This is a genomic window from Paenibacillus agaridevorans (genome assembly GCF_003112455.1).
Lineage (GTDB): Bacteria > Bacillota > Bacilli > Paenibacillales > Paenibacillaceae > Pristimantibacillus > Pristimantibacillus agaridevorans.
The window spans coordinates 61,558-86,830 of record NZ_BDQX01000047.1 but is presented as its reverse complement, the minus strand read 5'-3'; the positions used below and the strand labels follow the sequence as shown (position 1 = coordinate 86,830).

The 25,273-nt window shown below is 46.3% G+C and carries 19 protein-coding genes; 3 read left to right on the top strand and 16 right to left on the bottom strand.

The genetic code is table 11. The features are described 5' to 3' along the window. Positions 1–5 precede the first annotated feature (5 nt). The 9 genes from PAT3040_RS05045 to PAT3040_RS05005 form a co-directional block, all read right to left on the bottom strand. Positions 6–1,118 (bottom strand): sialidase family protein, encoded by a 1,113-nt coding sequence (locus PAT3040_RS05045; protein WP_146200364.1) that lies wholly within the window; start codon positions 1,116–1,118, stop codon positions 6–8. A 73-nt stretch (positions 1,119–1,191) separates the two neighbouring features. Then, entirely contained in the window at positions 1,192–2,871 is a 1,680-nt protein-coding gene (locus PAT3040_RS05040) for an extracellular solute-binding protein (protein WP_108991775.1), read from the bottom strand. 72 nt (positions 2,872–2,943) lie between these two features. Beyond that, positions 2,944–3,825 (bottom strand): carbohydrate ABC transporter permease, encoded by an 882-nt coding sequence (locus PAT3040_RS05035; RefSeq protein WP_258234841.1) that lies wholly within the window; start codon positions 3,823–3,825, stop codon positions 2,944–2,946. Positions 3,826–3,839: 14 nt separating this feature from the next. Continuing rightward, positions 3,840–4,733 (bottom strand): ABC transporter permease, encoded by an 894-nt coding sequence (locus PAT3040_RS05030; RefSeq protein WP_258234840.1) that lies wholly within the window; start codon positions 4,731–4,733, stop codon positions 3,840–3,842. A 215-nt stretch (positions 4,734–4,948) separates the two neighbouring features. Next, positions 4,949–7,000: a helix-turn-helix domain-containing protein gene (locus PAT3040_RS05025; protein ID WP_108991773.1), complete on the bottom strand. Its 2,052-nt coding sequence runs from the start codon at positions 6,998–7,000 to the stop codon at positions 4,949–4,951. Between the two features lie 19 nt (positions 7,001–7,019). Beyond that, positions 7,020–8,570 carry an extracellular solute-binding protein gene (locus PAT3040_RS05020; RefSeq protein ID WP_108991772.1) on the bottom strand — a complete coding sequence of 517 codons (1,551 nt, stop codon included), beginning with the start codon at positions 8,568–8,570 and terminating at the stop codon, positions 7,020–7,022. A 424-nt stretch (positions 8,571–8,994) separates the two neighbouring features. Beyond that, entirely contained in the window at positions 8,995–9,924 is a 930-nt protein-coding gene (locus tag PAT3040_RS05015; RefSeq protein ID WP_108991771.1) for a Gfo/Idh/MocA family protein, read from the bottom strand. Continuing rightward, the gene (locus tag PAT3040_RS05010) at positions 9,921–11,234 is read right to left on the bottom strand and encodes an enolase-like domain-containing protein (RefSeq protein WP_108991770.1); all 1,314 of its coding nucleotides are present in this window, start codon (positions 11,232–11,234) and stop codon (positions 9,921–9,923) included. The genes PAT3040_RS05015 and PAT3040_RS05010 overlap by 4 nt, the downstream gene beginning before the upstream one ends. Before the next feature lie 46 nt (positions 11,235–11,280). Beyond that, a complete protein-coding gene (locus PAT3040_RS05005) occupies positions 11,281–12,285 on the bottom strand; it encodes a Gfo/Idh/MocA family protein (RefSeq protein ID WP_181376448.1) in 1,005 nt (334 codons plus the stop codon). A gap of 374 nt (positions 12,286–12,659) precedes the next feature. Between PAT3040_RS05005 and PAT3040_RS05000 the strand changes: the two genes are divergently transcribed. After that, positions 12,660–13,850 carry a coenzyme F420-0:L-glutamate ligase gene (locus PAT3040_RS05000; protein ID WP_108991768.1) on the top strand — a complete coding sequence of 397 codons (1,191 nt, stop codon included), beginning with the start codon at positions 12,660–12,662 and terminating at the stop codon, positions 13,848–13,850. A gap of 102 nt (positions 13,851–13,952) precedes the next feature. Here the strand turns inward: PAT3040_RS05000 and PAT3040_RS04995 are convergent, their stop codons facing one another. Together PAT3040_RS04995 and PAT3040_RS04990 are read right to left on the bottom strand one after the other, a co-directional pair. Further along, positions 13,953–15,653, bottom strand: a complete 1,701-nt coding sequence (locus PAT3040_RS04995; RefSeq protein ID WP_258234837.1) for an S-layer homology domain-containing protein — start codon at positions 15,651–15,653, stop codon at positions 13,953–13,955. A gap of 3 nt (positions 15,654–15,656) precedes the next feature. After that, positions 15,657–17,219 (bottom strand): sensor domain-containing diguanylate cyclase, encoded by a 1,563-nt coding sequence (locus PAT3040_RS04990; protein ID WP_108991767.1) that lies wholly within the window; start codon positions 17,217–17,219, stop codon positions 15,657–15,659. A 218-nt stretch (positions 17,220–17,437) separates the two neighbouring features. On the opposite strand from PAT3040_RS04990, the gene PAT3040_RS04985 reads away from it, so the two are divergent. Then, complete coding sequence (locus tag PAT3040_RS04985; protein ID WP_108991766.1) at positions 17,438–18,868, top strand: extracellular solute-binding protein; 1,431 nt, start codon at positions 17,438–17,440, stop codon at positions 18,866–18,868. A gap of 30 nt (positions 18,869–18,898) precedes the next feature. Here PAT3040_RS04985 and PAT3040_RS04980 read toward each other — a convergent pair whose 3' ends face one another. Further along, complete coding sequence (locus PAT3040_RS04980; protein ID WP_108991765.1) at positions 18,899–19,660, bottom strand: sugar phosphate isomerase/epimerase family protein; 762 nt, start codon at positions 19,658–19,660, stop codon at positions 18,899–18,901. A gap of 248 nt (positions 19,661–19,908) precedes the next feature. Between PAT3040_RS04980 and PAT3040_RS04975 the strand changes: the two genes are divergently transcribed. Next, positions 19,909–21,009, top strand: a complete 1,101-nt coding sequence (locus PAT3040_RS04975; protein WP_108991764.1) for an SGNH/GDSL hydrolase family protein — start codon at positions 19,909–19,911, stop codon at positions 21,007–21,009. 618 nt (positions 21,010–21,627) lie between these two features. Here PAT3040_RS04975 and PAT3040_RS04970 read toward each other — a convergent pair. The 4 genes from PAT3040_RS04970 to PAT3040_RS04955 are packed head-to-tail and all read right to left on the bottom strand — an operon-like array spanning position 21,628 to position 25,199. Then, positions 21,628–22,800, bottom strand: a complete 1,173-nt coding sequence (locus tag PAT3040_RS04970) for a M24 family metallopeptidase (RefSeq protein WP_181376447.1) — start codon at positions 22,798–22,800, stop codon at positions 21,628–21,630. A 40-nt stretch (positions 22,801–22,840) separates the two neighbouring features. Continuing rightward, positions 22,841–23,746 (bottom strand): polysaccharide deacetylase family protein, encoded by a 906-nt coding sequence (locus PAT3040_RS04965; protein ID WP_108991762.1) that lies wholly within the window; start codon positions 23,744–23,746, stop codon positions 22,841–22,843. Positions 23,747–23,794: 48 nt separating this feature from the next. Beyond that, positions 23,795–24,166, bottom strand: coding sequence for a sensory rhodopsin transducer (locus PAT3040_RS04960; protein ID WP_108991761.1), 372 nt, complete (start codon positions 24,164–24,166; stop codon positions 23,795–23,797). A gap of 25 nt (positions 24,167–24,191) precedes the next feature. Next, the gene (locus PAT3040_RS04955) at positions 24,192–25,199 is read right to left on the bottom strand and encodes a LacI family DNA-binding transcriptional regulator (protein ID WP_181376446.1); all 1,008 of its coding nucleotides are present in this window, start codon (positions 25,197–25,199) and stop codon (positions 24,192–24,194) included. Between the last annotated feature and the right edge of the window lie 74 nt (positions 25,200–25,273).

Below are 25,273 nucleotides of genomic sequence, written 5' to 3'. Positions count from 1 at the left end.
GATTGTTATCCTACGCTTAATTTCAGCCAGCGAATATTGCTCACACCATCTTCAACCGCCCAGAATACAACATAATAAGAGCCGTCCTGCAATCGGCACAGACTAGGCGCGCCAAATTTCAATGCTGTGAAATTATGCGACATGTTCGGTCCGCTCGCCGTAAGCCCAAGGGTCTGCTTGCCCCACAAGGGCACCTGCTGTTCGTTGATCCAATCCCCGTCATCAAGCCTCGCGATATTGGCCCATAAACCCGGCTCATCCATCCTCCGGTACACCGTTAGAATTTTTCCGTTCTCCAGTTGGATTATATTGAGAGTTTGTCCCAGTAACCCCGTCGATCGCGGAGCAGAGAAGGGTGTTCCGACTCCTTCGGATAAAGCATATTGATTGGGCAAATCGCAAGCATTTGTCTCATCATACGCCCAGGCTGCCGCCAATAACCTGCCGTCTATCAACTCTATGATTTTAGATTCCCAATAGATGATATCCTGACTTTCATCCACCATCACATCAAGATAAGATGGCCATGTATGGCCACCATCACCCGATTGCAAAGCTACCATCCTCATGCCATTGGGACAATGGCCATCCCATCCTCGCCAAGTAGAGGTGGGCAAAAGCCAGCTTCCATCACGCAAAGGGACGATCGGAGACGTCATCTCAAAGGCTGGGCCAACAAGGGGAGGATTCAGCGCCTCAGGATCCCCCCAACTGCGACCGCCGTCACGGGAGCGGAATAGCAGCAATTCGATATCGACAAACCCCATGTTATCCGGATTTGTAAGTCCTTGCTCGTGCCTGGAACGATTATGGCGAATAACGAAAGCTACGATTTCCCCCTCCTCGCCAATGGAGAGCCTGCACACATCTGATGTCACACGATCCATAGTCCCGGAATATAAACGCCCTTCAAATTCCCATGTTTCTCCGCCATCCACTGAACGCGCTATGCAAGAGTGCAAATCCTCGGCTTCAAAGGCTTGGCCGATTGCGAACGAAGCAATCAACTCCCCCTCTTTTCCTGCCACTATCGAAGGAGAATACGCATGCCTGCTATAGACGTGGGGGAGTGGGTTGCGGTACAAAATGCCCTCATTCATTACTGTAATCCCTGTCATTCTAACCTTCCTTTCCCTTCAAATGGTCCGCAAGCCCTCTATCTGATTTTTGCGTTAGAGGGCTTGCACGCCATTACTTCAATTTTTCATTGTACATTGTTGTGACCGCCTCGTAGTTGCCCATGCCTTTCAACTCTTCGATAAATTTATCCCAGGTATCGAACTTGCGCTGGCCTGTTATAAATCTAATGCTCTCGCCGTCGAAATGCGTTTTAATCGGCACGAGATTGCTGTCGCGCAACTCAAGCTCTTCGGCAGAAAGCGATACAAGGGACGGTCCCATCAGAATGGGACTCGTAGCTTCGGGAGTTGAACCCAGGGAGTGAAAGAGATAATTGTATTCTTCATAGTATTTTCCGTCCGCATAGACCGGAATTTTGCCGGCAATTTTATCGCTCGTCTCAAGTGCTTGCGCCCCCCATTGAATGCCTGAACGCACACTTCCTGACGTATTGACACCAAATTTCGCTAACTCGCCATACGGATCGTCCGCCAACAGAATCTCGTCCAGAAAATTTTTCTCGCCATTCGTTTCAACATATGTTTCGCCTTCAATACCCCAAGTAAACAAATTGATCATCTCCGGCGAATACTGGTAGTCCATTAATTTAATCAGCAGGTCCTGGTTGGCGGCACTTGCAGAAATAACAGGTCCCGTATTGCCCCTGAATACTTCCTTTCCGGCTGGCGTCTGATACCAACCAACTTTTCCATCCAGATTAAGCGGATGGCGGGCTACGCCCCAAGTTTGCGGATATTCTGTGCTCTTGTTATGATTTCCCGCCCACCCCGTGAAACTATTGGGCATCATAAAGATTTTGCCCGTCAGGCTTTTCTCGATCTGCTGCTCATTCGTTTGGGTGAAAAATTCAGGATCAAGCAGTTTCTCCTCATAGAGCTTATTCAAGTACTCCAGTACCCGCTTAATACCAGCGCTGTCATCAATCGGACCGAATAAAAACTTGTCGCCATTAAAGAAAATATCTGCTGATGTACGGTTTAATTCAAAAAGTGACTTCTGGATCGAATTCGGATCGCTGCCCGCAAAACCCGAACCAACGGGGTAGGCGTCCGGATAAAGCTCTTTCAAACGTTTAGCGGCGTTATAGTATTCCTCCAAATTCCCTGGAATCGGAATATTATGCTTTTGGAAAATATCGAAACGATACACATATTGCGGGAGGCCTCCCGGCTGATAAGCCCAATCTCCTGCATTCGGGAAAGTATAGAATTTGCCCTCCGGAGTGGAGATTTTATTCACTTCCGGACCGTAGCCCAGATCGCTTTCCAGAAACTTTCTGGAATATGGCATCAGATCAAGCTTGGTGGACAAATCAACCAACGCCCCGCGCTCCCCGGCCTTAATCGCTTCATCAACATTGTTCAGCAGGAAAATATCCGCGAATTCGCCGGAAGCTAAATAAATAGGCCGCTTTTCATTAAAATCGCCCCAAGGAAGCTCTTCCCAGGTAATGTCCAGCTTCACGCCCAAATACTCCTCCATCATCTCTTGCCAGACCTGATCGACCCTCGTGCCTCTGGCTGTCTCAGCGCCAAAGTACGGCTGGTACACTGTAAAGCTCAATACTTCCGGCTCCGTGCCTCCTTCCTCTGAAACTGGCGGCGTTGTTTCTCCACCACCACTGCCTTTCCCGCCTGTACCGCTATTGCCAGTACAACCGGTGAGCGCTACTAGCGCTGCCAGCACGAATGCCAGTACGGACAGTCTTGTCCGCATTTTTTTTCTCCCCATTTTCGCTTACCACCTTTTGAAAGTTTTCTATTGAAAGAGAGCATTTCTCTTTAATAGACCGCTTGACTGCAGCTATCCTTTAATGCCGCCAATCATAATACCTTTCACAAAGTACTTTTGTGCGAAAGGATAAACCACCAGGATCGGGAACATGGCTACCAGTGTAACTGCCATCTGTATATTTCTTGGAGAGATGTTCCCCTCCATTCTTACGACTCCAGAGCTGCTTCCCGAATCCGCAAATTGTTCCAGGATAAGAATTTTCCGCAGCAAAATCTGTACAGGAAACAAGTTTTCATTTTTCAAATAAATGAGCGCGCTGAACCATTCATTCCAGGCAGCAACCATCGTAAACAAGCCAAACGTTGCCAATAGCGGCTTGGAAAGAGGCATATAAATGCTGAACAGAATTCTAAAATCATTGGCCCCGTCCATAAATGCAGACTCCCGATATTCGTAGGGAATGGCCCGAAAAAAGGTTCTAAAAATAATGACTGTAAATGCACTGACAGCTCCGGGCAATACCATCACCCAAAACGTGTTTAGCAAGTTCAGCTCGCGGATAACAAGAAACGTTGGTATGATGCCTCCGTTGAAAAACATAGTGACAACCAGGTAGAACAGTATTGCTTTCTGAGCTTTAAATTCTCGAACAGCGAGTGGATATGCCATTAGAGAGGTGAAAAGCAAGACAAAAAAACAGCTTCCAGCGGTATACAGCAAAGTATTTCTATAAGCAATCCAGAGGTCGGCCCGATTGAGCACATAACGATAGCCCTCCATGTTAAAGCCTTTCGGCAGCCATCCTACCTTGCCAGCCGAAATCGCCTCAGGCGTACTCAGTGAAATCGCCACTACATGCATGAATGGGTAGAGCATGACAACAACCAGAAGCAGCATAAACAAACCATTGAATAGATCAAACATTCGAGAACCTAGACTACTTTTGTACATGATCCCCCTGCCTCCTACCACAAACTATTTTCTGAATATCGTCGGCTTATCTGATTGACGGCCAACAGGAGTACGAAAGAAATGACCGAGACCATCAAACCTACTGCAGTAGCATAACTGAATCTCGCACTTTCCAGGCCTTCCCGGTAGACGTAAGTCCCGACAATATCAGCCGTACTGTAAATGACCGGGTTATACATTAACAGCACTCGCTGAAAATCCGCTTCCAACATATTTCCTATAGCCAATATCAACAAGATCACGATCGTGCCTGCCATCCCTGGCAATGTGATATGTACGATCTTACGAAACCGACCGGCTCCATCCATATGTGCAGCTTCATAAAGCGCAGGATCAATATTAGTAAGCGCTGCCAAATATAAAATAGTGCCCCATCCCAGGTTTTGCCAAATGCCTGACCCTATAAAAAGCGTTCGGAAAAATTCCGGTCTGCCGAAGAAATTCATTGCTTCGATATTAAAGAGCGATAAGACCTGATTGAACAACCCATTTAAAGAAGCCAATTCTTTGAGCATGCCAACGATGATAATAACCGAAATGAAATATGGCAAATACGTAATCGATTGAATGGTTCGTTTAATCCACTCTATTTTGAGTTCGTTTAATAAAAGAGCTAGAATAATCGGCAGCGGGAAAGCAAATACAAGATTATATAGGCCAAGAAGCAGAGTGTTCTTGAATACCCGCAGTGCCATCGGGTTATCTAAAAATAACCTGAACCATCTTAGTCCCACCCATTTACTCTCAAATACGCCAGCAAACACGTTGTAATCTTTGAAAGCTATAATGACTCCATACATTGGTAAATATTTAAAAATAAATACCAATATTAACCCCGGCAAAACCATAAGATATAAATACTTCTGCTTCAGAAATACTCTCATCATTTGCATTGCGCCATCCTGCCACCTTTCGTCATCTTCTTAGCTGATCCCCTCTAATCTCATTCTCTCGGGTGTTCGTAAAGCAATCGTAAAGCGATTCATCCTCGGTCTCAATCACACAATTGTCATTTTGGTATAAAAAAAAGCGGAAATGCCTCTAAAAAGGGCATTTCCGCGTATAAAAATTGTTCCTGTCGTGTAAAAAAAGCGCAATCAAACTAGCTTTCGTCCCCTCCCTCCTTGTTGCGATTCCAAGCCAGCTCCCGGTATTCAGTAGGTGTAATCCCCGTCAGCATTTTAAATACCTTGGTGAAATAGCTCTTGCTGTTGAAACCTACGTTGCTGCCGATATCGTTAATCTTCATCTTCGTATCGGCGAGCAGCAATTTGGCTTGTTCAATCCGGTATTGGCTTACATAATCCGTAAGCGTCATATTATATTGCTTTTTAAACAACTGACTTAAATATTTTCTGTTCACCCCGACATAATCGGCGACGTCATCCATAGAAAAATTGGTTGCATAGAACTCGGCAATATATTGCTCGACTCTTGCAACATAATCATTGAAATCCTGGCGATACTCTGTATTAAAATTACTGAACTTGCTAATGAAAAACTGTTTGACTGCCGCTGCATTCATAATCCCCTTATCGGTAATCAGTTCATTAATTTCGCTCAAGAAACGTACGCTTTCCTGATCATAAAGCCGTATCAATAAGGTTATATACTGATATAAGTTATAATTGTACTCCATAACGCTTCGATTTTCTGATAGCATCATGTCTATTATTTCCGTATATGTCTGCACATTGTGTTGTCTGATCGCTAATTCAAGCTCATCCATCGTTGGATCCTTAATCTGTTGCTGTCGGAAATCTGCCGGGAGCTGACTGTAGGAATATACATTCGTATCCGATGAATAAATTCGTCCCATATTATAAGCGTACAAGGCTTCAATGTAGGAATGATGAATTTTTTTAATCGGGTAGATTCCACCAACACTAATCGTCAGTTCTTCCAACAGTCGATCGTTGAAGCTCAAAGTCAAATTGTTGGTAAAGGTATCCCTATCATCGTCATGCAACTTGAGCAGCACGACATACTGCTTATCCGATTCAACAAACAAATCAATATTAAAGTGTGCCCGTAAGCAAGTTTCAATTTCCTCCGCCAACCCGGAGTCGTCAGTCGTCCTGTCAATTTGAGAATGAATAGTTAAAATAACAATGATCAGATTCGCAGGATATTCATCCAGGTAACGTTCAATATCGGAACTTTCGGTAAATCGTTCTTTGACCAGATTATGCACCAAAGTCTTCTTCAACAAGTGCTCGCTATTATGAAGGCGGAGCTTCAGTTGGCTGATCGGCATGTATAACTGCTTGGCGCCAAGTACCGCCATTGCCAGAATAACTACGACCATAATCGTTAGGAATACGATCATTTGATCCCGTGTCTTATATATACCACTGCTTAATTGATACATATTCACTTCGCTTACCAAGTTCCATTTCATCGCCTGAATGGGATAACTGCTGATGACAATCTTATTATTAAGGCTGCTGGCTGCAGGATTATTCTGCATATGCACACCTAACAGCGACAGATCTTGATGATACACAATCTTTCCTTCCAGGTCCGTCAAATAATAATTATATACCCCGCCATCGACATTCAACTTTTGCAAAAAGTCATTATACAGCTTCTCCAAATTAATCGTGTAATTAAGATAGGATTGACTGGTACCTGTTGGAAGCTTGGCCAGCAGTGAGCTGACATATTTGTGACTCCCATGTATGTCCAGGCTCCTTGCCTCCATCACTTTAATCTGGTAGTTCTCCATCTCTGCTGCTTCCGCTGTAACCCAATTATAGGGGGAGCTATGTACATCGCTCACAATGCCGTAATTAGACACAAGCATGTAATCTTCGGCTTCATTATAATACATCACTTGTTCCAAATACTTGCTGCTGTTGACAGCCTTGTTCAAGCTTTTGAGAACTTGAAGCTTATCTCCCGTCCTTTGCGTCTTCATAAATTGTTCATTTTTCATGCCTTCGAGCACCCCATCGCGAACTTGCTCAAGCATTTGGTTCATGAAGGTGCCCGTTCGAATCAATTCGCTCTCATTTTTGGCATCTACTAACGTAATGGTTTGTTTTAAATAGATGTTAATTTGATAAATACTTGCGATAAGAAATGGCGGTATCGCTACCAGCAGCAAAATGATAACAATTCTAGAATCATAGTCTCTGAACCGAAATCTCATCTTTTTAGCCCCCAGGCTATCATTTGTGCAGCGCTTTCTGGTATTGCCTGTTTCGATCTTCTATCATTTGTTTGCCGCCCATATCCTGCCATTGCTGAATAATGTTATCCCAGTCGCTGACAGGTCGTTCGCCCGTAAATACTTTCATCTTCTGATCTTCCATGAATTGATCCAGTTCCGTCAGATACGCAAATGACTCCCACTGCGACTTATCATAGGTAACCTGATAATCAATAGGTTGAAAGCTGGGAAGTTCCTTTGTTTTCTGTCTCATAGCCGTAAATTTCCGATCTATCCAGGAGGACATGGGCCATGTTGGAAAATCATCGAAATCCATCTGGAACATCCAGTACAGGGCGTAGTAATTAGCCTTGTACGAATCATCCTTGTTTTCCCCGATATATTCCAATGTTCCATCCGGAAGTCTAGTATACGACTCTCCTTCAATGCCTATATATACCAGCTCATATCCTTCTCTACTGGCATGATAATCCAGGAATCGCATGACTACCTCTGGATGCTTGCTTTTCTTGGTGATCACGGTTACATATTGTGTATCCTGTGACGCAGGAATTTTATTAATGCCGTCTCCTTGCAAGATTAGGGGATCATAATTTGCTTCTGGAACCGTTTTGATCAACACCTCCGTTGCACCTGCAATGGTTGAGGAGTACCAGCCCGCCACTGCCCCCACTTTGTTTTGAGCGATCAGTTCCGTTTGTTTCGGAGGTGTAGACAAGATCATTTCGGGCCAGATGTATCCCTTGGCATTCCACTCCACCATTTTAGACAAAAACTGCTTGTAGCCAGGATGAAATTCAGGAGGAAAAAGCCTTCCTTGTCCATCCAGCCACCATTCCGAAGCTTGCGGCAAGAAATAAGGCGTAAAGCCAACATGAAGAGCATTGAAGGTAGCAAATCCTGTAGAGAGAGGGTAAGCATCCTCTTTATTTTGTTTAAAGGCTTCCATTACATACTCGAAATCAGCAATGGTAACCGGCTTCTTCAGGTTCAGCTCCTGCAGCCAGTCTGTACGAATCTGAATAACATTCCCTGTCGTATTGGTCGCCTGGCTGGGGATGCCAATAATTTGGCCGTCAGCGCTAGCCTGACTCCACATTTCCGGCTTGATATTCGCCTTCAAATTCGGCCCATATTCGTCAAGAAGCCCATTGAGTGGAATAATTGCTCCGTTGTTGTACAATTTTATTGCCTCATCCATCCGGATAAGTGGAATGATATCGAGCTGCTCATCCGAAGATAACATGCGATCAATCATTTGCCCGTAGTCCGCATTAGTTGTACTCGTTTCAAGCTGCAAGTCTACCCCGGTTTTCTCCAAAATCCGGCGATGGACGTTCCGTTCTGCTTCGGACCCACGCTCGTATTGCGCATTGGCCTGAAGCGATACGATTTTAACCTGCTGCTCAGTCAAAGAATTCTCTCTATGTTCGACTGATAAAGGCGATTGAAGAGCAGGTCCGTTTATACTGATGCGACAAGCTGCGACCGTCAAGATGAGACTGCAAATAATGAATCCTGTCATGCCCTTGCTTAACACTTGATTCATTGGAATACCCCCTGTGTAAGTTCCAATCCTGACAAGTTTCCCTTTAATGCTCCTGATTCTATACAATAATAAAGACCATGGAGCAACAAAAACACCATTCTTGCGGTAAGTAGGAATAACCAAGATTCCACATACGTACAAAAAGGTGTTATTGGTGGGACATTTGGCTAAAAACCGTTTTAAAAATGATTGTGATTATGGTATGACCAATTCACAGATAAACATACTTTATACGCTATCCGAACGCTTGTCAATGTGACATGACAAACAACCAGTCGCTTGATTGCAACAAGTCTTCGGTCGCAATCTGTTCAAGCTTGAATATAAATTTGATAAGAAACTCCGCTAACGATAAACGGAAGAGACTGCACCAAGATCTTACGAATGGGGCAATCTCTTCCGTCTGCTTGTTTTTCCTCTTTTCCTATCGAGATACGGGAAATTTCATCGCTTTGTACTGTTGTGCAAACAAACCTCCGTTATAGCCGACTTCGCTTAATGGAATATCTTGAATACGGATAAGCGCCCCGTCCCGTTCCGCAGACATTTTGGCAGCAATTGCTGCCATTTCCGCCTCTGCCAGCTCATCGAGCGAGATCGGCGAAGGAGCTTCCCCTGCCATGTAAGGCAGAACGTTTTCCAATATGGCTTGATATAAGCGATTATTGTCCGCCTTTATAAACTCGACTTGTTTTTGCGTCGTTATCGAGGCGTAAAAAGGCAAGTAACCCGAAGTCTTCCCGATGCTCACCATTGCGCGCCTGCCGTCTTTCCAAGCCAGCTCGAACTGTTGCTGTGTGGTCTCCCCCACATACCTGGCCGATTCGATCCCCGCTCCCATAAGACCGTGAAGCATCGAATAGGCATGAATACCGTAGTTAAATTCATCTACCGCGCAGCCGACAAGTCCATACACCCATTCTTCCGTTCCTATTCCTCTTTCTCGCCACTCTTTTACTTCATTGCAATAGCGGAGCGCAGATCCGCCTGTAAGTATGGAGCCATCCTTGCCCCAATCGATGAGCTGCTGCAGGTCCCTGGCGTTGCCGGCTAAAGGTTTGTCGATAAATACGGCTTTCCCCGCTTCTATAAAAGGCCTTGCGTGTTGGACATGCAAATCCCAATCGCAGCTGTGAATAAACACCGCATCTACCCGCTCGACCAGCTCTTCTATCGTTTCGCAAGCATGAGCAATGCCATGCTCGCGGGCAAATGTAGAAGCATATCCAGGAGGATAGATCGTTCCGCTATCGAACACTCCGGTGACGTGATGCCCCATCTCGCGAACAATGGGGACAAAGCTGCCAGGATGTGATGTATCGAGGTCCACCAAACCGATTTTTAATGATGTCATTTCGTTTGCCCACCTCTGCCATATAAGCGATTTTCGTATTCGGAGCCTATTTCAAGCGCCCCTCCCAGTACGTTAAAAAAAGAATCGTCCAATGTAAAAAGTCCTTTATCAGGTGTAATCCATGACGCATCGGAATAGGGATGCCAGCTTTTCATCCGTTCCCAATTGCGGTAGTTCTGTTGACCGTTCGCTTCTAAAACGCCGATCTTTAATTCGGGAAGCGGAGGCAACTGAGCGGCCAATGTTTTGTTCCAATCCGCTAATACGGGATTAGCGGTTAGATCGGCGCAGAAACAATGAATACCTCTATCGCGAGCTAGCTTAGCGATTTTTAAACTCATGCTCATCGTCTTAGCGATCGGCTTAAGCGCAATCGCCTTATAACCCATCTCAATCCTCAGTTGCGCATCACTTTCGTTATGGATGCTTTCGTCGGCTGCAAATCGAACGGGCAAATCCGACACATCGATAACATTCGTTTCGTTAAACGGCTCCTCAAGCAGCACGATGCTCTCCAGTGCGCCTATCCGATCGGCATGTTCCAGGAAACTTATCATGCGACCTTTCCCGTCATACCTGCCATTGGCATCCAAGTAATAAGCGATTTTCCCGTTCTGCGTGTATGGCGTATCGAAGCGAGAAGCAATGCGGTGGATCTGTGACAGCCTCTGTTTGTCCCATTCCAGCATTTTGGCAGGATCCCCGTTTTGTTCGGGATCGGCGCCGATTTTAATTTTCAAAATAAAATAACCTTCTCCAAGAATCTGTTCAATCTTCTCTTCTGACAGATTGTAAGACACAAGAGGGATGCACCCTAGCTGTTGCTGCCGAGCCGATAAGGCCGAACGGTATGGCTCAGGAACCAACTCCTGGAAGCCGCCTCCCGCGCCCTTGCCTTTGCTGTACAAGGACCAAGCCGCTTGATCCAAGGCAACAAGCGAATTCAGAGCAAAGGTCGCACGAAGATCATCCCTTCCAACACTTCGTTGCGCGAATGCATGCACTTCCGGAAATAATCGATCCATTAAATCAATTGGCGTATCAAATTCCGAGTGCTCCGCAAGCATCAATGCATATTGGGTCGCATTAGCCATCAAAGCGTTGCCGGTTTGCTCTCCATATTGCGAAAATACCCGGTCGTCGGACCATAAGACGCTTTGAACGCCTACTCCGATGCCGAGGGCGCCGTCTTGAGAACAAAGCCCTGCCACCGATTGCCATAACTCCGTCAAGTAGTCCCCTTTAAATCCGAAAGGTTCCAGCAAAGGTTCTTGGATCGATAGATGCTTGGATTCGGCGATTGTTATCATTTTTTATCCTCCAATCGATAAGCTCTCCCCGTCAATACGACCTTCCCTATCCTTGGTTAATCCTCTCGCTTATGGACTCCTCGACTACGGCTTGAATCAGCTCCGGCTTGCCGCTTGCCAGCGAAGCAATCGCTTGCAAGATCATCAGCGTGGCGTATAAGCCGTCCACATGATCGATTGTCGCTTTGGCGTTTTCCTGCAAGCATTTTAGAAACGCTCGATTTTCTTCCATAAACCCGCTTTCTGTGCCTTTATATACTTGCGGCTCTTTTCCTGCCTCGGTATAGGTCAAAGTAGTGAGACGGTCGGATATGGTAATCGATTTGCCTTCTGCAAACATTTGCATAAAAAACTTGCTCGTTAATGGGGGACAATCGCTATCGCCCTGGACCAAACAGCCCGCCGCGCCGTTGTCGAATCGATAGACAGCAACCAGGTTGTCAACAACGCCGCTCGGTTGATAGTAGTTGCCGCCAGCCGCATATACCTCTACCGGATCGCCTCCTGCCATAAACCGCATAATATCGGTGGAGTGGCAACCTTGGCTGATGACGTTGCCTCCGCCTTTAACTGGATCATTGGGCCATATGCCGTCCCCCCATCTGCTGTCCATCATTTGCATGGTCACCATAATAGGATTAGGGATCAATTCTTTCGCCTTCCACAACATCTCGTAGTATCGCATCTTAAACGCCGTAAACAACGTTTTGCCTGTACGCTTTACCGTTTCTCCCACAGCCACACATTCCTCTACCGTCATCGCCAGAGGTTTCTCTACGAGCACATGCTTGCCGCTCTCCATAGCACGGATGCAGTATTCGGCATGCGTATCATGCATGGTACACACATACACAACGTCTATCGATGGATCATTAAACAGTTGATCGGGATCATCCGTCGCATAATCTGCGCCAAATTCCTCCATCAATTTTTCTGCGCTTGGCTTGTAAACGTCGAAACAACCCGACAGCTTTATTCCCTCAAGCTCAGCGATACATTTGGCATGCGTTCGTCCCAAGTTGCCGCATCCGATCATTCCCACTTTAATCATCGTAACTCCTCCAATCATTTTTAACTGCTGTATATATCCTTGAAATAAGATAAATAACTCCACATCTGATGTATAAACTGATGTATTTATCTAACAATAAAGTACAGGATTTAAGCTATTTCGTCAATCTATTATCGTATATTTTATACTTATCACTAACGTTGATGTACTTTAAACGGTTTTATCTAACGATATACATCAGATTGATGGTGAGTAAAACCAAATTAATATTCGCTCGTTAGAACACCACCATATAATCCCCGCTTATCCCTAGTATTAGGAATAATCATTTTACTTCTACCAATAAACACATGTATAGTACAGTGAGATGCACAACATAATTAGACTTTATATTGTAGTAAGGAGCGATCCATGTGGAAAGAATGGTTGGAACCGTCGTTAGAGGACTACGTTGCCCTATCATAAATCAGGGGGACAATATAGAGGAAATCGTTGTAGAAAGTGTCGTGAAAGCTTCCGAAGCTGAAGGGTTCACAATAAATGATAAAGATATCGTTACCATTACCGAGTCCATTGTTGCTCGTGCGCAAGGCAATTATGCGACTATCGACAATATTGCCAAAGATGTTCGTTCGAAATTTGGAGAAGAGACTGTGGGAGTCATATTCCCGATCTTAAGCCGCAATCGATTTGCGAACTGTCTCAGCGGGATTGCAAAGGGTGCTAAGAAAATTGTTTTAATGCTAAGCTATCCATCTGATGAGGTTGGCAATCACTTAGTTGATATTGACATGCTTGATGAAAAGGGAGTTAATCCATGGACAGATGTTTTGACTGAAAAACAATTCCGCGATTATTTTGGATATAATAAGCATACGTTTACCGGTGTTGATTATATCGATTATTATAAATCATTAGTTGAAGCATATGGCGTGGAATGTGAGGTTATTTTCTCCAATAATCCAAAGACCATTTTGAATTACACCAAACATGTTCTAGCTTGTGATATACATACAAGATTCAGGACAAAGAGAATACTAAAAGCAAATGGCGGAGTCAACGTTTATAGCCTCGACAATATACTGTCTGAGTCTATTGATGGCAGCGGATATAACGAAGCTTATGGTTTGCTGGGATCAAATAAATCGACAGAAAGCAGCGTGAAGCTTTTCCCGCGTAATTGCCAGCCTGTAGTTGATGCCATACAACAGAGGCTCAAGGTAGTAACTGGAAAAAACTTGGAAGTCATGGTTTATGGAGATGGCGCCTTCAAAGATCCCGTAGGCAAAATATGGGAGCTTGCTGACCCTGTTGTATCGCCCGCCTACACGGCAGGACTGGACGGAACCCCTAATGAAGTGAAGTTAAAATATCTTGCCGATAATCATTTTGCTGATCTAAGAGGCCAGGAACTGAAAGATGCTATATCGCAATACATTAACAATAAAAATTCGGATCTTACAGGTTCAATGGAAGCGCAGGGCACTACACCTCGCAAGCTTACCGATCTTATTGGTTCCTTATCCGATTTAACTTCCGGAAGCGGAGATAAAGGTACGCCTATCGTCTTTATTCAAGGTTATTTTGATAACTATACGAAATAAATACATTGCGTTATTGAACAATCCCAAATAAAGAGGGTGTCCCAAAGCCATTAATTTGGCCAGGGCACCCTATCATGTTATAAACCTGATGCGGAGCTCCCCTTACTTGGAGAACGAATAATCATAATAGGTCTCCGCATTGCTTAAGCTTGCCCATACATCCTCACTTTCACCGCCAATATACCAATAAGCTACCCCGGCTAATTTTTTGTCTACGGCTAGGCGATATTTGGTGATTAGGGAACGAGCATCCTCAAACCAGATCGTATGCTTCAAAGACTGCTTCATGTAGATAGCCACATATTGCCCCATTGCTTCATTCCATACGGGCTTAAGCGCGTAGGTCTTGATCTTCCGATTTTGTTCGGTAAGGGTAATAAATTCGGAGGATGAAACGGTACCGTTCTCATTTAATGTCCAATCCCGGTTATAGAATGGGAAGGCAAGAATTACCTTCTCGCTTGGTACGACCTTAAGGAGTGTATCAATGGCATGTTCGTCATAAGGCAACGAAGCATTCGAGCCTGGATATAAGCTTCCCCCATAATGCTCATCGTATCCCATCATCACGACATAATCCGCTTGCTTGCCAAGCGCGGCATAGTCGAAGGCTTCCGTCCAATCCGTGCCAAGATCGGGAGACACATCAATTGAGAGCACTGCCCCAAGCGTATGCAGCTCCTCCGCTAAAGAAGTAATGAATGTCGTAAGCAATGCGCGATCCTTTGGGGCGACGTTCTCGAAATCAATATTAAGTCCTTCCAGGTCGTAACGCTTCACGATTTCCGATAATTGCTCAACGACTTTATTTCTTACTATAGAATCAGACAACATAAGGTGGGTAGCTGATTGATCGGATCGATTGCCAACCATTGCCCAAATCTGCTTGTCATTCTGCTTCGCCCATGTAATAAGCTTCGTGTCAGTAGAATCGGACAAGTCACCTGTTTCCCCTACGAAATACCAGCGAGGTGATAGCGTGTTTACATTCGATTTCAAAATATTGCTCTGATATTGTTCCCTTGTCTGGCCATACTGCCATCCGATAACGATTCTTTTTTCCGGCAACGCCTTAAGCTCCGAAGCCCAGCTCTTATTTTGTAACACTCGATCGAGAAGCACGGCTGTTTCCTGCCTTGTTATGGGCTCTGAAGGTCTGAACTTCCCCTTATTATCGCCTTTCATTAATCCTGCTTGATGGACCGCGGCAACGGAGGCGCTTGCCCAGTCTGCAATTTCTTTACCATCCTTAAAAGCTGTACAGAGGCCAATAGAGCTTTCCCCGTTCTGTTTCAAAGCTCTTGCTACCCAAACTGCCGCCTCTTGCCGCGTTACCGCCCTCTTTGGAGCAAAGGATGTAGCCGTTATGCCATTAGCTAGTTCTAGTTGAACAGCAGCCTGTATCCAGCCATAATACCAATCGTCCAGCGCTACATCAGTAAAAGATGTTACGGGACTTCCAACTGGATTAAGCCCCAACATGCGATCCAATACGGTAATAAATTCAGCTCTAGTAATGGACCTGGTAGGCGAAAAGCTAGTTTTCGATGTACCTGTCATCATCTTTTTGTTATATAAATTTATGATTTCATTTTGTGCGTAGCTAGTACTAATATCATCAAAAGGCAGAACTTTATTAGCTGTTGCTGCCTGAAATGCGCCGCTTGCTAAAAAACCGACAATAAATGTCGTTATTGCTAATCTACCCAGCATCGTTTTTTTGGTATACTCCTCTCCCAATCTCAATTCTCGAAGCATACCAAATATGAAGATCGTAGTCATCGCTAAAATAATGGCAAACAAGCGTTATGGTTGTTTGAAAACACTTTTGTTTCTTCCGGTATTTTTCGCTTCATATAAGCATTGGTCGGCCAATTCGAATAAATGAGCAAGATGAGTCGCGCTAGCCGGATAAGCTGCAATGCCGGCCGATATAGTAATGATGTCACCACACGGACTCACGGTGCTTTCTACTAGCATTCGTAGCTGCTCGGCAACTTGATACGCTTCATCGCCACTCCTGTCATGGAGAAGCAAAACAAACTCCTCGCCGCCAAAGCGGCAACAAATATCTTTTTCTCTTGATACTTCCTTCATTTTTTGGGCTAGAAATATCAAAACTTCGTCACCTTTAGAATGGCCATAGGTATCATTAACCCTCTTAAAATGATCAACATCCAATAGAATTACAGAAAATGCCACCCCATCCTCCGACCACTTCTGAGTTTGTTCATCTAATGTCCGTCGATTTGCAAGCTTCGTCAAAGGATCTGTTTTAGACTGGTAAGTAAAATAGTCTACTCGATCATGGAAAAAACCAAGACTATAGGTAAGTGCTTTTTTTAATTGTATGGCTTCATAATACCAAGTACTAACCTTCTGCATACTTTTCTCTTGATTATTTTCCGTGCTTGACTCCGTAAAATGCGCTAGTTTTTGTAAGGGTTGAGCAATCAGCTTGGAAATAAATGAAAGAAGTATTAAAGAAATCAATAAATACGGTAGTGATTTAACAATCATTCCATTCATCATGTCCGAGGTGGGGGCTAATGAAACTGCCGCTGGTCTCTGAGATACAATCCCCCATCCAACAGACGGAACATAGGCATATCCTGCAAGCATATCAACGCCTTGTGTGTTTAAGACGCGGGCAGTTCCGCTTTCTTTGTTCATCAGTTTTTGCACGACCGGGTTATGCGACACCAGCTCATTGATCCGATTTGGCATTTGATGATAAATAATACGACCGTCTTCGTCTACAACGTATACATAAGATCCATCATTGTAGAAGTGCTCTCCTAATATCATGTTCAAAATATTGGCTTCCTTTAAATACAAGCTGCCGCCAACTAAACCAAGATATTCCCCATCTTCAGCTACGATCGGATGAGAGATGAAAATAATCAAACGCCCGGTTATGGATAAATAGGGCTTCGATATAAGCGGCCGCTTCCCTTTTAAAGCTTCCTGTCCGCCCGTAGAATCCAGAAGCTTCCCAACTACATCCAGCGTTTGCGGTGACGTCGCGAGAATTTCTCCGTCGGCAGCTACAATCACAACAGAGTTAAACGTGTTTGTTTGCTTTTTCAGACGATCAGCCTCTTGAAGAAGCTTTGTCTTGGAATAATGATCTCCTTTCATGTATGACGAAATGTCCTTGGAGCTTAGTTCCAAGGTTTGTAGAGTCATGTTAAAAAAAACATCCGTTGTATTGGCAAGTTTTTGTGCGTAGACTCGGTTAGTTTCCAAGGTGTTTTCAATAAGTGTTTGCTGGCTGATCCGATACCCCGATGAGATGCTGCTAAATAGAGTGAAAATCATTGAAAGCAGTGCCGCTGATAAAATTAAATACTTTAACGAGAGCTTCATGGATGTGACATATCTCCTTTTTCATATCTAGAACAAATATATCATATTCACAGACGAAAAAGAGCCACTCCCCCGTATAATTACGCGGTGTGGCTCTCCGATTCATCGCATTCCGACACATTCCTGTTCACTCGATGTTGATGCACATTAAATAACATTTGTTGTATGATATACAGTAGATTAACGGAGATTGAGGACAAACTAAAGGATGATGAAAAATGAATCGCGATCAGCCCCAACCAGGACGGAAAAATTATCAGCTTCGGCTGCAAAATATGATCGATCATTTGCGTTCCGATATATTAAACGGGGTGTACGCGCCCGGCGATTTGCTGCCCTCCGAGCTTAAGCTCACAAAACTATTTCAACTTAGCAACAAGTCGGCTCGTAAAGGACTCGACGCTCTGGTTGAGGAAGGTTTGATCGTCAAAGTGGACCGGGTTGGCAGCCGAGTTACGGAGCAATTGCCTGGCTTCTTTCAGTCGATATCATTTGGCTACAGCTCTTCTATCGAGCGGGATTTTGCGCTGCCCTTGCTCATCGAAGACTTCCGCAAGCTGCATCCGACAATCCGGGTCAAGGCGCTGCCCTTGCAATCGGTGTCCAATTATTTGGGCACCGTCAAAGACTATATGAACAGCGGGCTGCTGGATGTGTGCACGATTAACAATCTCGACTTTCAGCATTTGGAGGAAAACGACGACATCGATATGCTGCAGCCTCTCGTTCCGCAAACCCATACATACCGTTTTGCTCAGAGGGCCTTCACCCAGGGACAAACGCTTTTGGCTCAGCCTATCGTCTTTTCTCCGTTAGTGCTGGCCTATCATCGCACGCACTTCCAGGAAGCCAACGTGCCTGAACCCGACGGCAGCTGGACCTGGCAAGATATTATACAGCATGCCCATACGCTTGCTGTCCCTGGCCAGCGGCACGGTTTTTATTTCTATCTGCTGTCGGATAATCGCTGGCCCGTCTTTTTGCTGCAAAGCTGCATGGACTTTGCGATGAAACAGCCGGGCGCATTCCGTCTGCATGGCACTCCTCTGCTAGAAAGTATTCGGCTCTGCAAAGAATTGATTAATAATCGCGAGGTTTTCCCTCGTTATTTGTCCGAAAGCAACGACGATGTCAACGAGCTGTTCCTTCAAGGAAAGGTATCAATGATTTTGACCACCTATACGTCGCTAAACGATTTCAAAGATCTGGATATCCAGTATGATATCTCCCCCGTTCCTTATTTGTTCGAGCCGCGAACGCTTCTAAACGTCATTGGCGTTGCGGTAAACCGGAATTCCAAGCAACCTCAAGCCGCCGCAGCTTTCAGCGACTATCTGGCTTCGGCGCGGGCGCAGCGTATTTTGCGAAATCAAACCATCAGCCTGCCCGCGCTGAAGCCGGTCGCCGAGGAGCCTTTGGAGGATGCCAACAGCCTAAATCGACCTTCGCGCTACGATTTGTTCCGCGAGACGATCTCCTCTTTTCGTATGAATCGGGATTTGAATATGCCTTTACATTCGTTTTTCCCTTTAAAAACGATTCTAAAGCAATATTGGTCCGAGTTCATTGACGAAGAGGCGTTATGCGGCCAGGTCGAAGAGTTATTGAATTCGCCATCGGCAAAGGGGGGTGTCTATGCGGAGGAGTAGAATCGGAATCGCCAGGAGCGAGTAACGAAGCTACGATTTAACCAATCGAAGCAACTCGGCGGCATCCTCCAGGAACTGCTCGGGATCGTCGTTCCGCACAAATTCCAGCATCGCAAAGCGACGGTTCCCCGCTATTGGACGAAAGTGCTGGACATACGCTCCCCATTCCTCCGAGCCATCGGAGAGTGGAAGCCGCTCGCCAAGCTGCCAATGATACACATGAACATCTGCAAGATACGGCAGTACGCCTTCCATAGATTCGAGCCGCTGTTCTACCGACAGCGTTGTTGGGGGCTGCCAGTTCGTCCTGACATTAGGATGGTCTGCCGCCTCAAGCAGTGCGATCGTCGATTCAAGGGTATCGGTCAGCGTATTGGCATGGTACTCCAAATGAATGCGAATATTCTCCTTCTGAGCTTGATCGGCAATACGAACGATGTCTGCGGTTACCTGATCCCGCCAGCCAGGATCCGCCGCTTGGCTGCCTTTGTTGCCGGCCCAAATCCGTATGGCCGGCGCCCCCAGCGCCACCGCGCTGGCCAGGACATCCTCGAAAGACGGTACATCCGAATCAAGAACGCCGGCCTTGTAGTACGAACCGTAGGATGCGATGATGAGTCCCGCTTCTTCCGTTACTCTTTTTACATGATGCGCAACCTCCACATTGCCATGGGGCACATGGATGTCCCCTCCCCATTCGATGGCATCCAGGCCGGCTTGAACCGTCAGCGCAACGATCTCTTCGGGCTGTAATTGGCGAAACGTAATGGACAGCATGCCAGTATGCAGCATATCAGCTCACTCCTTCTATCCTTTTTTCCAATCCGATAGACCTAATATAAGCCGCACGCTCCAAAATGTCTAGAAAACAACGACGCACAATGCACATAATCAGCCCGGTCCGCCAAAAACAGGCGTGCATTGACTTCCTTCCTATCAGTCACTATGCCAAAGGGCTTCACTGTGTTAGTATTTGAGGTGTCGTCAGGAAAGCGCACTACATTAGCAATTATAGATGGAAGGGAGATACAAGACTGATCATGAAAAAACGGGAGAACAGAATTGAAACTTATGATAGAAATATGAGGCCCGACGAGGCAAATCAAGACAACATGAAATGGCATTCGCCCAAAAGGAGTCCCTTCCACGTCTCAGGTCTTGCCTGGTTTGCGGAAGAGGGCAAGTATCGGAGACTGCCAACTGCGCCAAAGGCCGTGCTGCCTGCTGCTGTAGATTATTTGGCCAATCATCCGGCGGGTGCGCAAGTTCGTTTCCAAACTGACTCTCCTTCATTGTCGGTAAGAGTAAAGCTTGCAGATAAGGCAAATATGTTTCATATGCCAGCGACAGGACAATGCGGAGTGGATTGTTATATCGAAACATCGCATGGACTGCAATACTGCAATACAACGAAATATGATATCGAACGGACAGAATATGATAGCGCTTTATTCCAAGACTGGCATTCCGAAATGCGCAATATCGTTCTCTATTTACCGTTGTACAAGGGCGTGGAAGAAATAGAGATTGGTTTGGAGGAGAGTGCCTCTATATTGCCCCCGCCAGACTATTTAACGGATAAAAAAATCATTATATACGGAACTTCCATTACCCAAGGGGGTTGCGCATCGCGTCCGGGTATGGCGTATTCCAACATTTTGAGCCGCAGAATCCCGATGGAATTTTTGAATTTAGGATTTTCGGGAAGCGGCAAAGGCGAACCGGAGGTAGCTGAGGTTATTGCCAGCATCCCTAATCCTGCCTGTTTGGTTCTGGATTACGAAGCTAATTGTGTGAGTACCGAGCTTTTTCAACAAACACTCCCTGAATTTATCCAAATCTATCGAAGCGTCCACCCTCAAACAAAAGTGCTGGTCGTTTCCAAAATCCGTTACGCCAGAGAAATCTTCCCGGATCACAGGGAACTGTATCAGACAAGAATCGAGTGCAAGCAATTTCAGCAGTCACTCGTTCATGAGCTTCGATCCAAAGGCGATCAAAATATTTTCTTTATCGACGGCTCTGACTTGCTCGGCAGTGATTTTCATGAATGTACGGTAGATGGCACGCATCCAACTGACTTAGGTTTTCTCAGGATGGCGGATCGTCTCGAACCAATATTTAAATCTCTGCTGCTATGAGCGGTAGTTCGCTCGCACTCTGTTCGAGGCTGAGCGACCGCGTTTAGCAGCAACAAAAGGAGCTGTCCAATAAGTCTCAAAAATAAAAAGTTGGGCGAAAAATAATTCCGCCCAACTTTTTGTGTAGCTGCTTTTTCAGGAAAGTGGCGAGGTCGATGCCTGCCACTTTTAAACTTTCTACCAAAACGGAGCGTCCAGCATTCCGTTTTCACTGACTTTTGGGATAACCATTTTTCCAGGTGCCGCCTATTTGCTGGATTGTGTATGAATTTTCATACACGTTTAGCCAGGTGCCGCCCTATTTGGTGGATTGTGTATGAATTTACATATAGGTTTGGCCAGGTGCCGCCCTATTTACTGGATTGTGTATGGATTTTCATACACGTTTAGCCAGGTGCCGGCCTATTTGCTGGATTGTATATGAAATTTCATTTACGTTTGGCCAGGTGCCGCCCTATTTGCTGGATTGTGTATGAATTTTCATACACGTTTGGCCAGATGCCGGCCTATTTGGTGAATTGTGTATGAATTTCCATACACGTTTAGCCAGGTGCCGGCCTATTTGGTAGATTGTGTATGAATTTTCATACACGTTTGGCCAGATGCCGCCCTATTATGTTAAAATTCCAATTCGTGTATTGTGCCTACCGGCTGGCACATAAGCTCACAGCCTCCCGGCGTAATGACGACGCCCTTCTCCCAGCGGATGCCGAACGTCGGCGTCATGACAAAGGTATCGATCTGGAACGTCATGTTCGGCTCCAGCAGGTACTCGGACGATGTCTCCATCCAAGGCGCTTCCACCTCGATCATTCCCGTGCCGTGGCAAGGACCGTACAGGTAATTGTCCGCATAGCCGTTATCGCCAAAAAATTGAATAAAACCTTTCGCCACATCGCTCGCGACGACGCCCGCTTTGAGCTGGGCTTGCGTCCATTCGTGCGCACGGAGGCCAAATTCGATAACATCGCGGCGCTCCGAAGTCAACTTGCCAAGGCTGATCGGCAGTCCGACCGCCGCCGAATAGCCGTCGACTTTGGCGGACAAGTTCAATTGCACGATGTCTCCCGCGTTAATGACGCGGTGCGAAGAACGGGAAATCGCATGGCTCGTCGACTTTTCGCTGAAAATATACATCGGCAGCCCTTCGTATTCGGCGCCATGTTCGTAAATAACGCGCTGGGCGACGCCAACCATCTGTGATTCCGTAACGCCCGGGCGGATCGTCCGGATGACTTCTTCCGTCGCAAGCTCGGCAATACGGTAACCTTCGCGCATGCACGCCAGCTCGTTGACCGATTTGATCCGGCGCAGCGAGACCATAATGTCGTCCGCACCGACGATTTCCGCCTCAGGGTAGTTGTTCTTCAACCCTTCCATCATAACGACCGTCGTGTCGAGCAGGCTGGCGACGCCGATTTTCAGCTTGTCGCCCGTTAATCCAAGCGCCTTAAAGACATCCCGATACGTGTTGGGCTTAAGCTCGGGATACGCAGGGTTGGCCGACTCGCGGTATTCCATGAGCGTGAAAATTTTATCGATTTTGCCGAAGTCCGAAGCATAGACGGTGCTCTCCGGTCCAACAAGCAGCGCGGCGTCTCCCGCAGCCGTAATAACGACGCCAGCCCGCTCGAACAACGGCCAGAAGCCGCTAAAATACCGCGCGTTCGCATAGTCCGCTTCGTTGGAGTTGACAAGAAGCGCGTCCAATCCTTTTTGCTGTACCAGCTTTGCCGCCCGCTGAATTCTTTCCTTATACTCATAATCCGGAATACAGATCCTCGTTGACATTGTAATCCTCTCCCTTGTCCTTTTTTCGTTGCGTGGGCGATTATCGGATTTCACCCTTGTTCCACAGTCTGGCGAAATCATCTGCGCGATGGAAAGTCGAGCCCATATCCTTAAGCCGGTCGATCAGCAGCGAAAACTCCTTCATCGCTTTATCCCCGCAACCAAGCGTCAGGAAGCGATCCGGCGTAACGGTTGCTTCGCCGTAATGATAGCTTTCCTGGATCGGAATGAACTCCCACGGGTGGAAATAGAAGCAAAGTACGACCGGCAAATTTCTATCCTTGAGAAATTTCACAAAACTATCGATATGCTTCATCAGCGCGTCGGTCCCTTGCGTACGGAACAACGGCCATTGATCGCGGTCGCGCTCCAGTCCCGGGTCATTGCTCTTCATGACCATGTCAGCGAAGTTGGGAATTTCGACGATGTTCATATCGCCTTCCTTCGTCCAGTCGGCCGAGCTTGGATTGTACGGAACATATCGCTCCCGATAGAAGTACATGGGATAAGAGGCGTCCGACACATAATTTAGCTTCTCCAGTGAATTTAGCAACGCCGTGGAGCCCCACAGGCGGGGAGCGCGGAACGAAATCGGCTGCTCTCCGAGAACTTGCTGCACCCACTCCGTTGCTTTCTCGATACGAAACGGAACCTCCTCCGGAAGGAGTGGAACGACCCCGGGAATCGGGAACAACTCATCTCCAACCGTCTCATGGAACAAAGAATGGCAGCCGACTTCGTTGCCGCTTTGCTTTACAAGCTCTACGCTCTCCGGATTTCTCCGTGCCGCATCCCCCGTATAGTAGAACGTTCCCTGAATGCCCTTCTTATCAAATAGCTCGACAAGCGGTGCTGTAGCATTCTTAACCCCGTCATAATAGGGCGTAAAACTACCTACGTCCGTCTCCATATCGAAGCCGAATATAACTTTGATATTATCACTCATCTATTCATCCACTCTTCTCCGTAAAAATAATTGCGAAAATAAAACACTTTACTCGCTGAAGCCCATCGTCGTATAGAAAGCCATATTGTCCTGTCTCGTATCCAGTCTGCCGTATTGAACGACGACCGGCGTGTCGCTTTCGACTTTAAGCGCATACTGCAATTCTCTTGGAATAATAAATCCTTCCAGATCATCCGGATTATCAAGCCGCAGACAGCGAACTCGCTCTCCGCCGACCTTCACTTTAATATCCTTGACAGGCTCGCGATCCGTAAAATAAAGCGTCAAGCTAATGTTTGCTTCATTGACTCCCAAGTTCAGTACGATAACCGACTCATGTCCTTTTAGCAGGGAATCCCCCGCAGGCGGCAATTCGCAATCCGGGTAGATCCACAACGTATGGCCTTGACCCTTGCTCATATTCTCACCTCCTCTTTGCGTGTTGTCAGCCCTTATTCCCCATGCTTGATTGTTTCAGCAGAAGTACAGGCTCCAGCTCGATTTTCTCGTACTGCTTTCGCCCTTTATCGTGCTCTCTGCGCATAATGATTTCGGCGGCGATAGATCCGATTTCATAAGCGGGTTGAATGATGGCCGTGATGCCCGGCGAGATCAATCCCGTTTCGTCATTGGCATCGAAGCAGGCAACTGCAATATCTTCAGGAATTTTCAGCCCTCTTTCGTAAATCGCCTTTATAGCGCCGTACATGAGGAAATCGTTGGCGGCCAATACCGCAGTCGGCCGATCTTCGTTCAGCAGCCATTCGCGCATCATTCGGTATCCGTACTCCTGCTTAAACGTTCCGACGCCTATCCACCGCTCCTCCGGCATAATGCCGTTATCCTCTAGACATTTTCGAAAGCCAAGCAATCGTTCCGAAGATGTGGATTGGTTTAGCGGCCCCGTCATCATCGCTATTTTGCGGTGCCCCTGATCGACTAGATGTTGGGTAATGCTTCTGCTCGCTTTAGCGTTATCGATCGCAACCAAATTAAAACGTTCTTCCAACAAAGGCAAATTGTCGATAAAAACAAACGGAATGCCGGAATCGATATAAGGCTGAAACAGCCGGACATCCGAACCTACGGTGGCAATGACCAATCCGCTCACCTGATTTTGCAGCAGTACCCGAATGTACTCCTCTTCCTTGCCCACTTCTTCGTCCGTATTACATACGAACACGTTATAACTGTTCTCGCTAGCCACCTTTTCGACGCCTTTGATGACTTTGGAATAGAAACTGTTTGATAAATCCGCGACGACGACCCCGAGCGTACGAGCGCTCCGACGTTTCAAGCTGCGAGCTACTTCATTGGGTTGATATCCGGTCTGCTTGATCGCATCCAGTATCCGTTCCCGTGTCTTGGCGCCTACCCGCCCCGTTCCGTTAACGGTTCTGGAGACGGTGGACACCGATACATTTAATTGTTTGGCAAGATCTTTGAGCTGCACGGCATCTCCCACTCCTTTTTTCGATTTGAGACAACGTTTGCGCAAACAGCAAAAGTTGGCTCCCATCCGCTTCC

What these genes read in the sequence shown, in the direction of transcription:
- PAT3040_RS05045 (WP_146200364.1), bottom strand. Translation starts at nt 1,118, where the DNA reads ATGACAGGGATTACAGTAATGAATGAGGGCATTTTGTACCGCAACCCA.
- PAT3040_RS05040 (WP_108991775.1), bottom strand. Translation starts at nt 2,871, where the DNA reads ATGGGGAGAAAAAAAATGCGGACAAGACTGTCCGTACTGGCATTCGTG.
- PAT3040_RS05035 (WP_258234841.1), bottom strand. Translation starts at nt 3,825, where the DNA reads ATGTACAAAAGTAGTCTAGGTTCTCGAATGTTTGATCTATTCAATGGT.
- PAT3040_RS05030 (WP_258234840.1), bottom strand. Translation starts at nt 4,733, where the DNA reads ATGATGAGAGTATTTCTGAAGCAGAAGTATTTATATCTTATGGTTTTG.
- PAT3040_RS05025 (WP_108991773.1), bottom strand. Translation starts at nt 7,000, where the DNA reads ATGAGATTTCGGTTCAGAGACTATGATTCTAGAATTGTTATCATTTTG.
- PAT3040_RS05020 (WP_108991772.1), bottom strand. Translation starts at nt 8,570, where the DNA reads ATGAATCAAGTGTTAAGCAAGGGCATGACAGGATTCATTATTTGCAGT.
- PAT3040_RS05015 (WP_108991771.1), bottom strand. Translation starts at nt 9,924, where the DNA reads ATGACATCATTAAAAATCGGTTTGGTGGACCTCGATACATCACATCCT.
- PAT3040_RS05010 (WP_108991770.1), bottom strand. Translation starts at nt 11,234, where the DNA reads ATGATAACAATCGCCGAATCCAAGCATCTATCGATCCAAGAACCTTTG.
- PAT3040_RS05005 (WP_181376448.1), bottom strand. Translation starts at nt 12,285, where the DNA reads ATGATTAAAGTGGGAATGATCGGATGCGGCAACTTGGGACGAACGCAT.
- PAT3040_RS04990 (WP_108991767.1), bottom strand. Translation starts at nt 17,219, where the DNA reads ATGAAGCTCTCGTTAAAGTATTTAATTTTATCAGCGGCACTGCTTTCA.
- PAT3040_RS04985 (WP_108991766.1), top strand. Translation starts at nt 17,438, where the DNA reads ATGAATCGCGATCAGCCCCAACCAGGACGGAAAAATTATCAGCTTCGG.
- PAT3040_RS04980 (WP_108991765.1), bottom strand. Translation starts at nt 19,660, where the DNA reads ATGCTGCATACTGGCATGCTGTCCATTACGTTTCGCCAATTACAGCCC.
- PAT3040_RS04975 (WP_108991764.1), top strand. Translation starts at nt 19,909, where the DNA reads ATGAAAAAACGGGAGAACAGAATTGAAACTTATGATAGAAATATGAGG.
- PAT3040_RS04970 (WP_181376447.1), bottom strand. Translation starts at nt 22,800, where the DNA reads ATGTCAACGAGGATCTGTATTCCGGATTATGAGTATAAGGAAAGAATT.
- PAT3040_RS04965 (WP_108991762.1), bottom strand. Translation starts at nt 23,746, where the DNA reads ATGAGTGATAATATCAAAGTTATATTCGGCTTCGATATGGAGACGGAC.
- PAT3040_RS04960 (WP_108991761.1), bottom strand. Translation starts at nt 24,166, where the DNA reads ATGAGCAAGGGTCAAGGCCATACGTTGTGGATCTACCCGGATTGCGAA.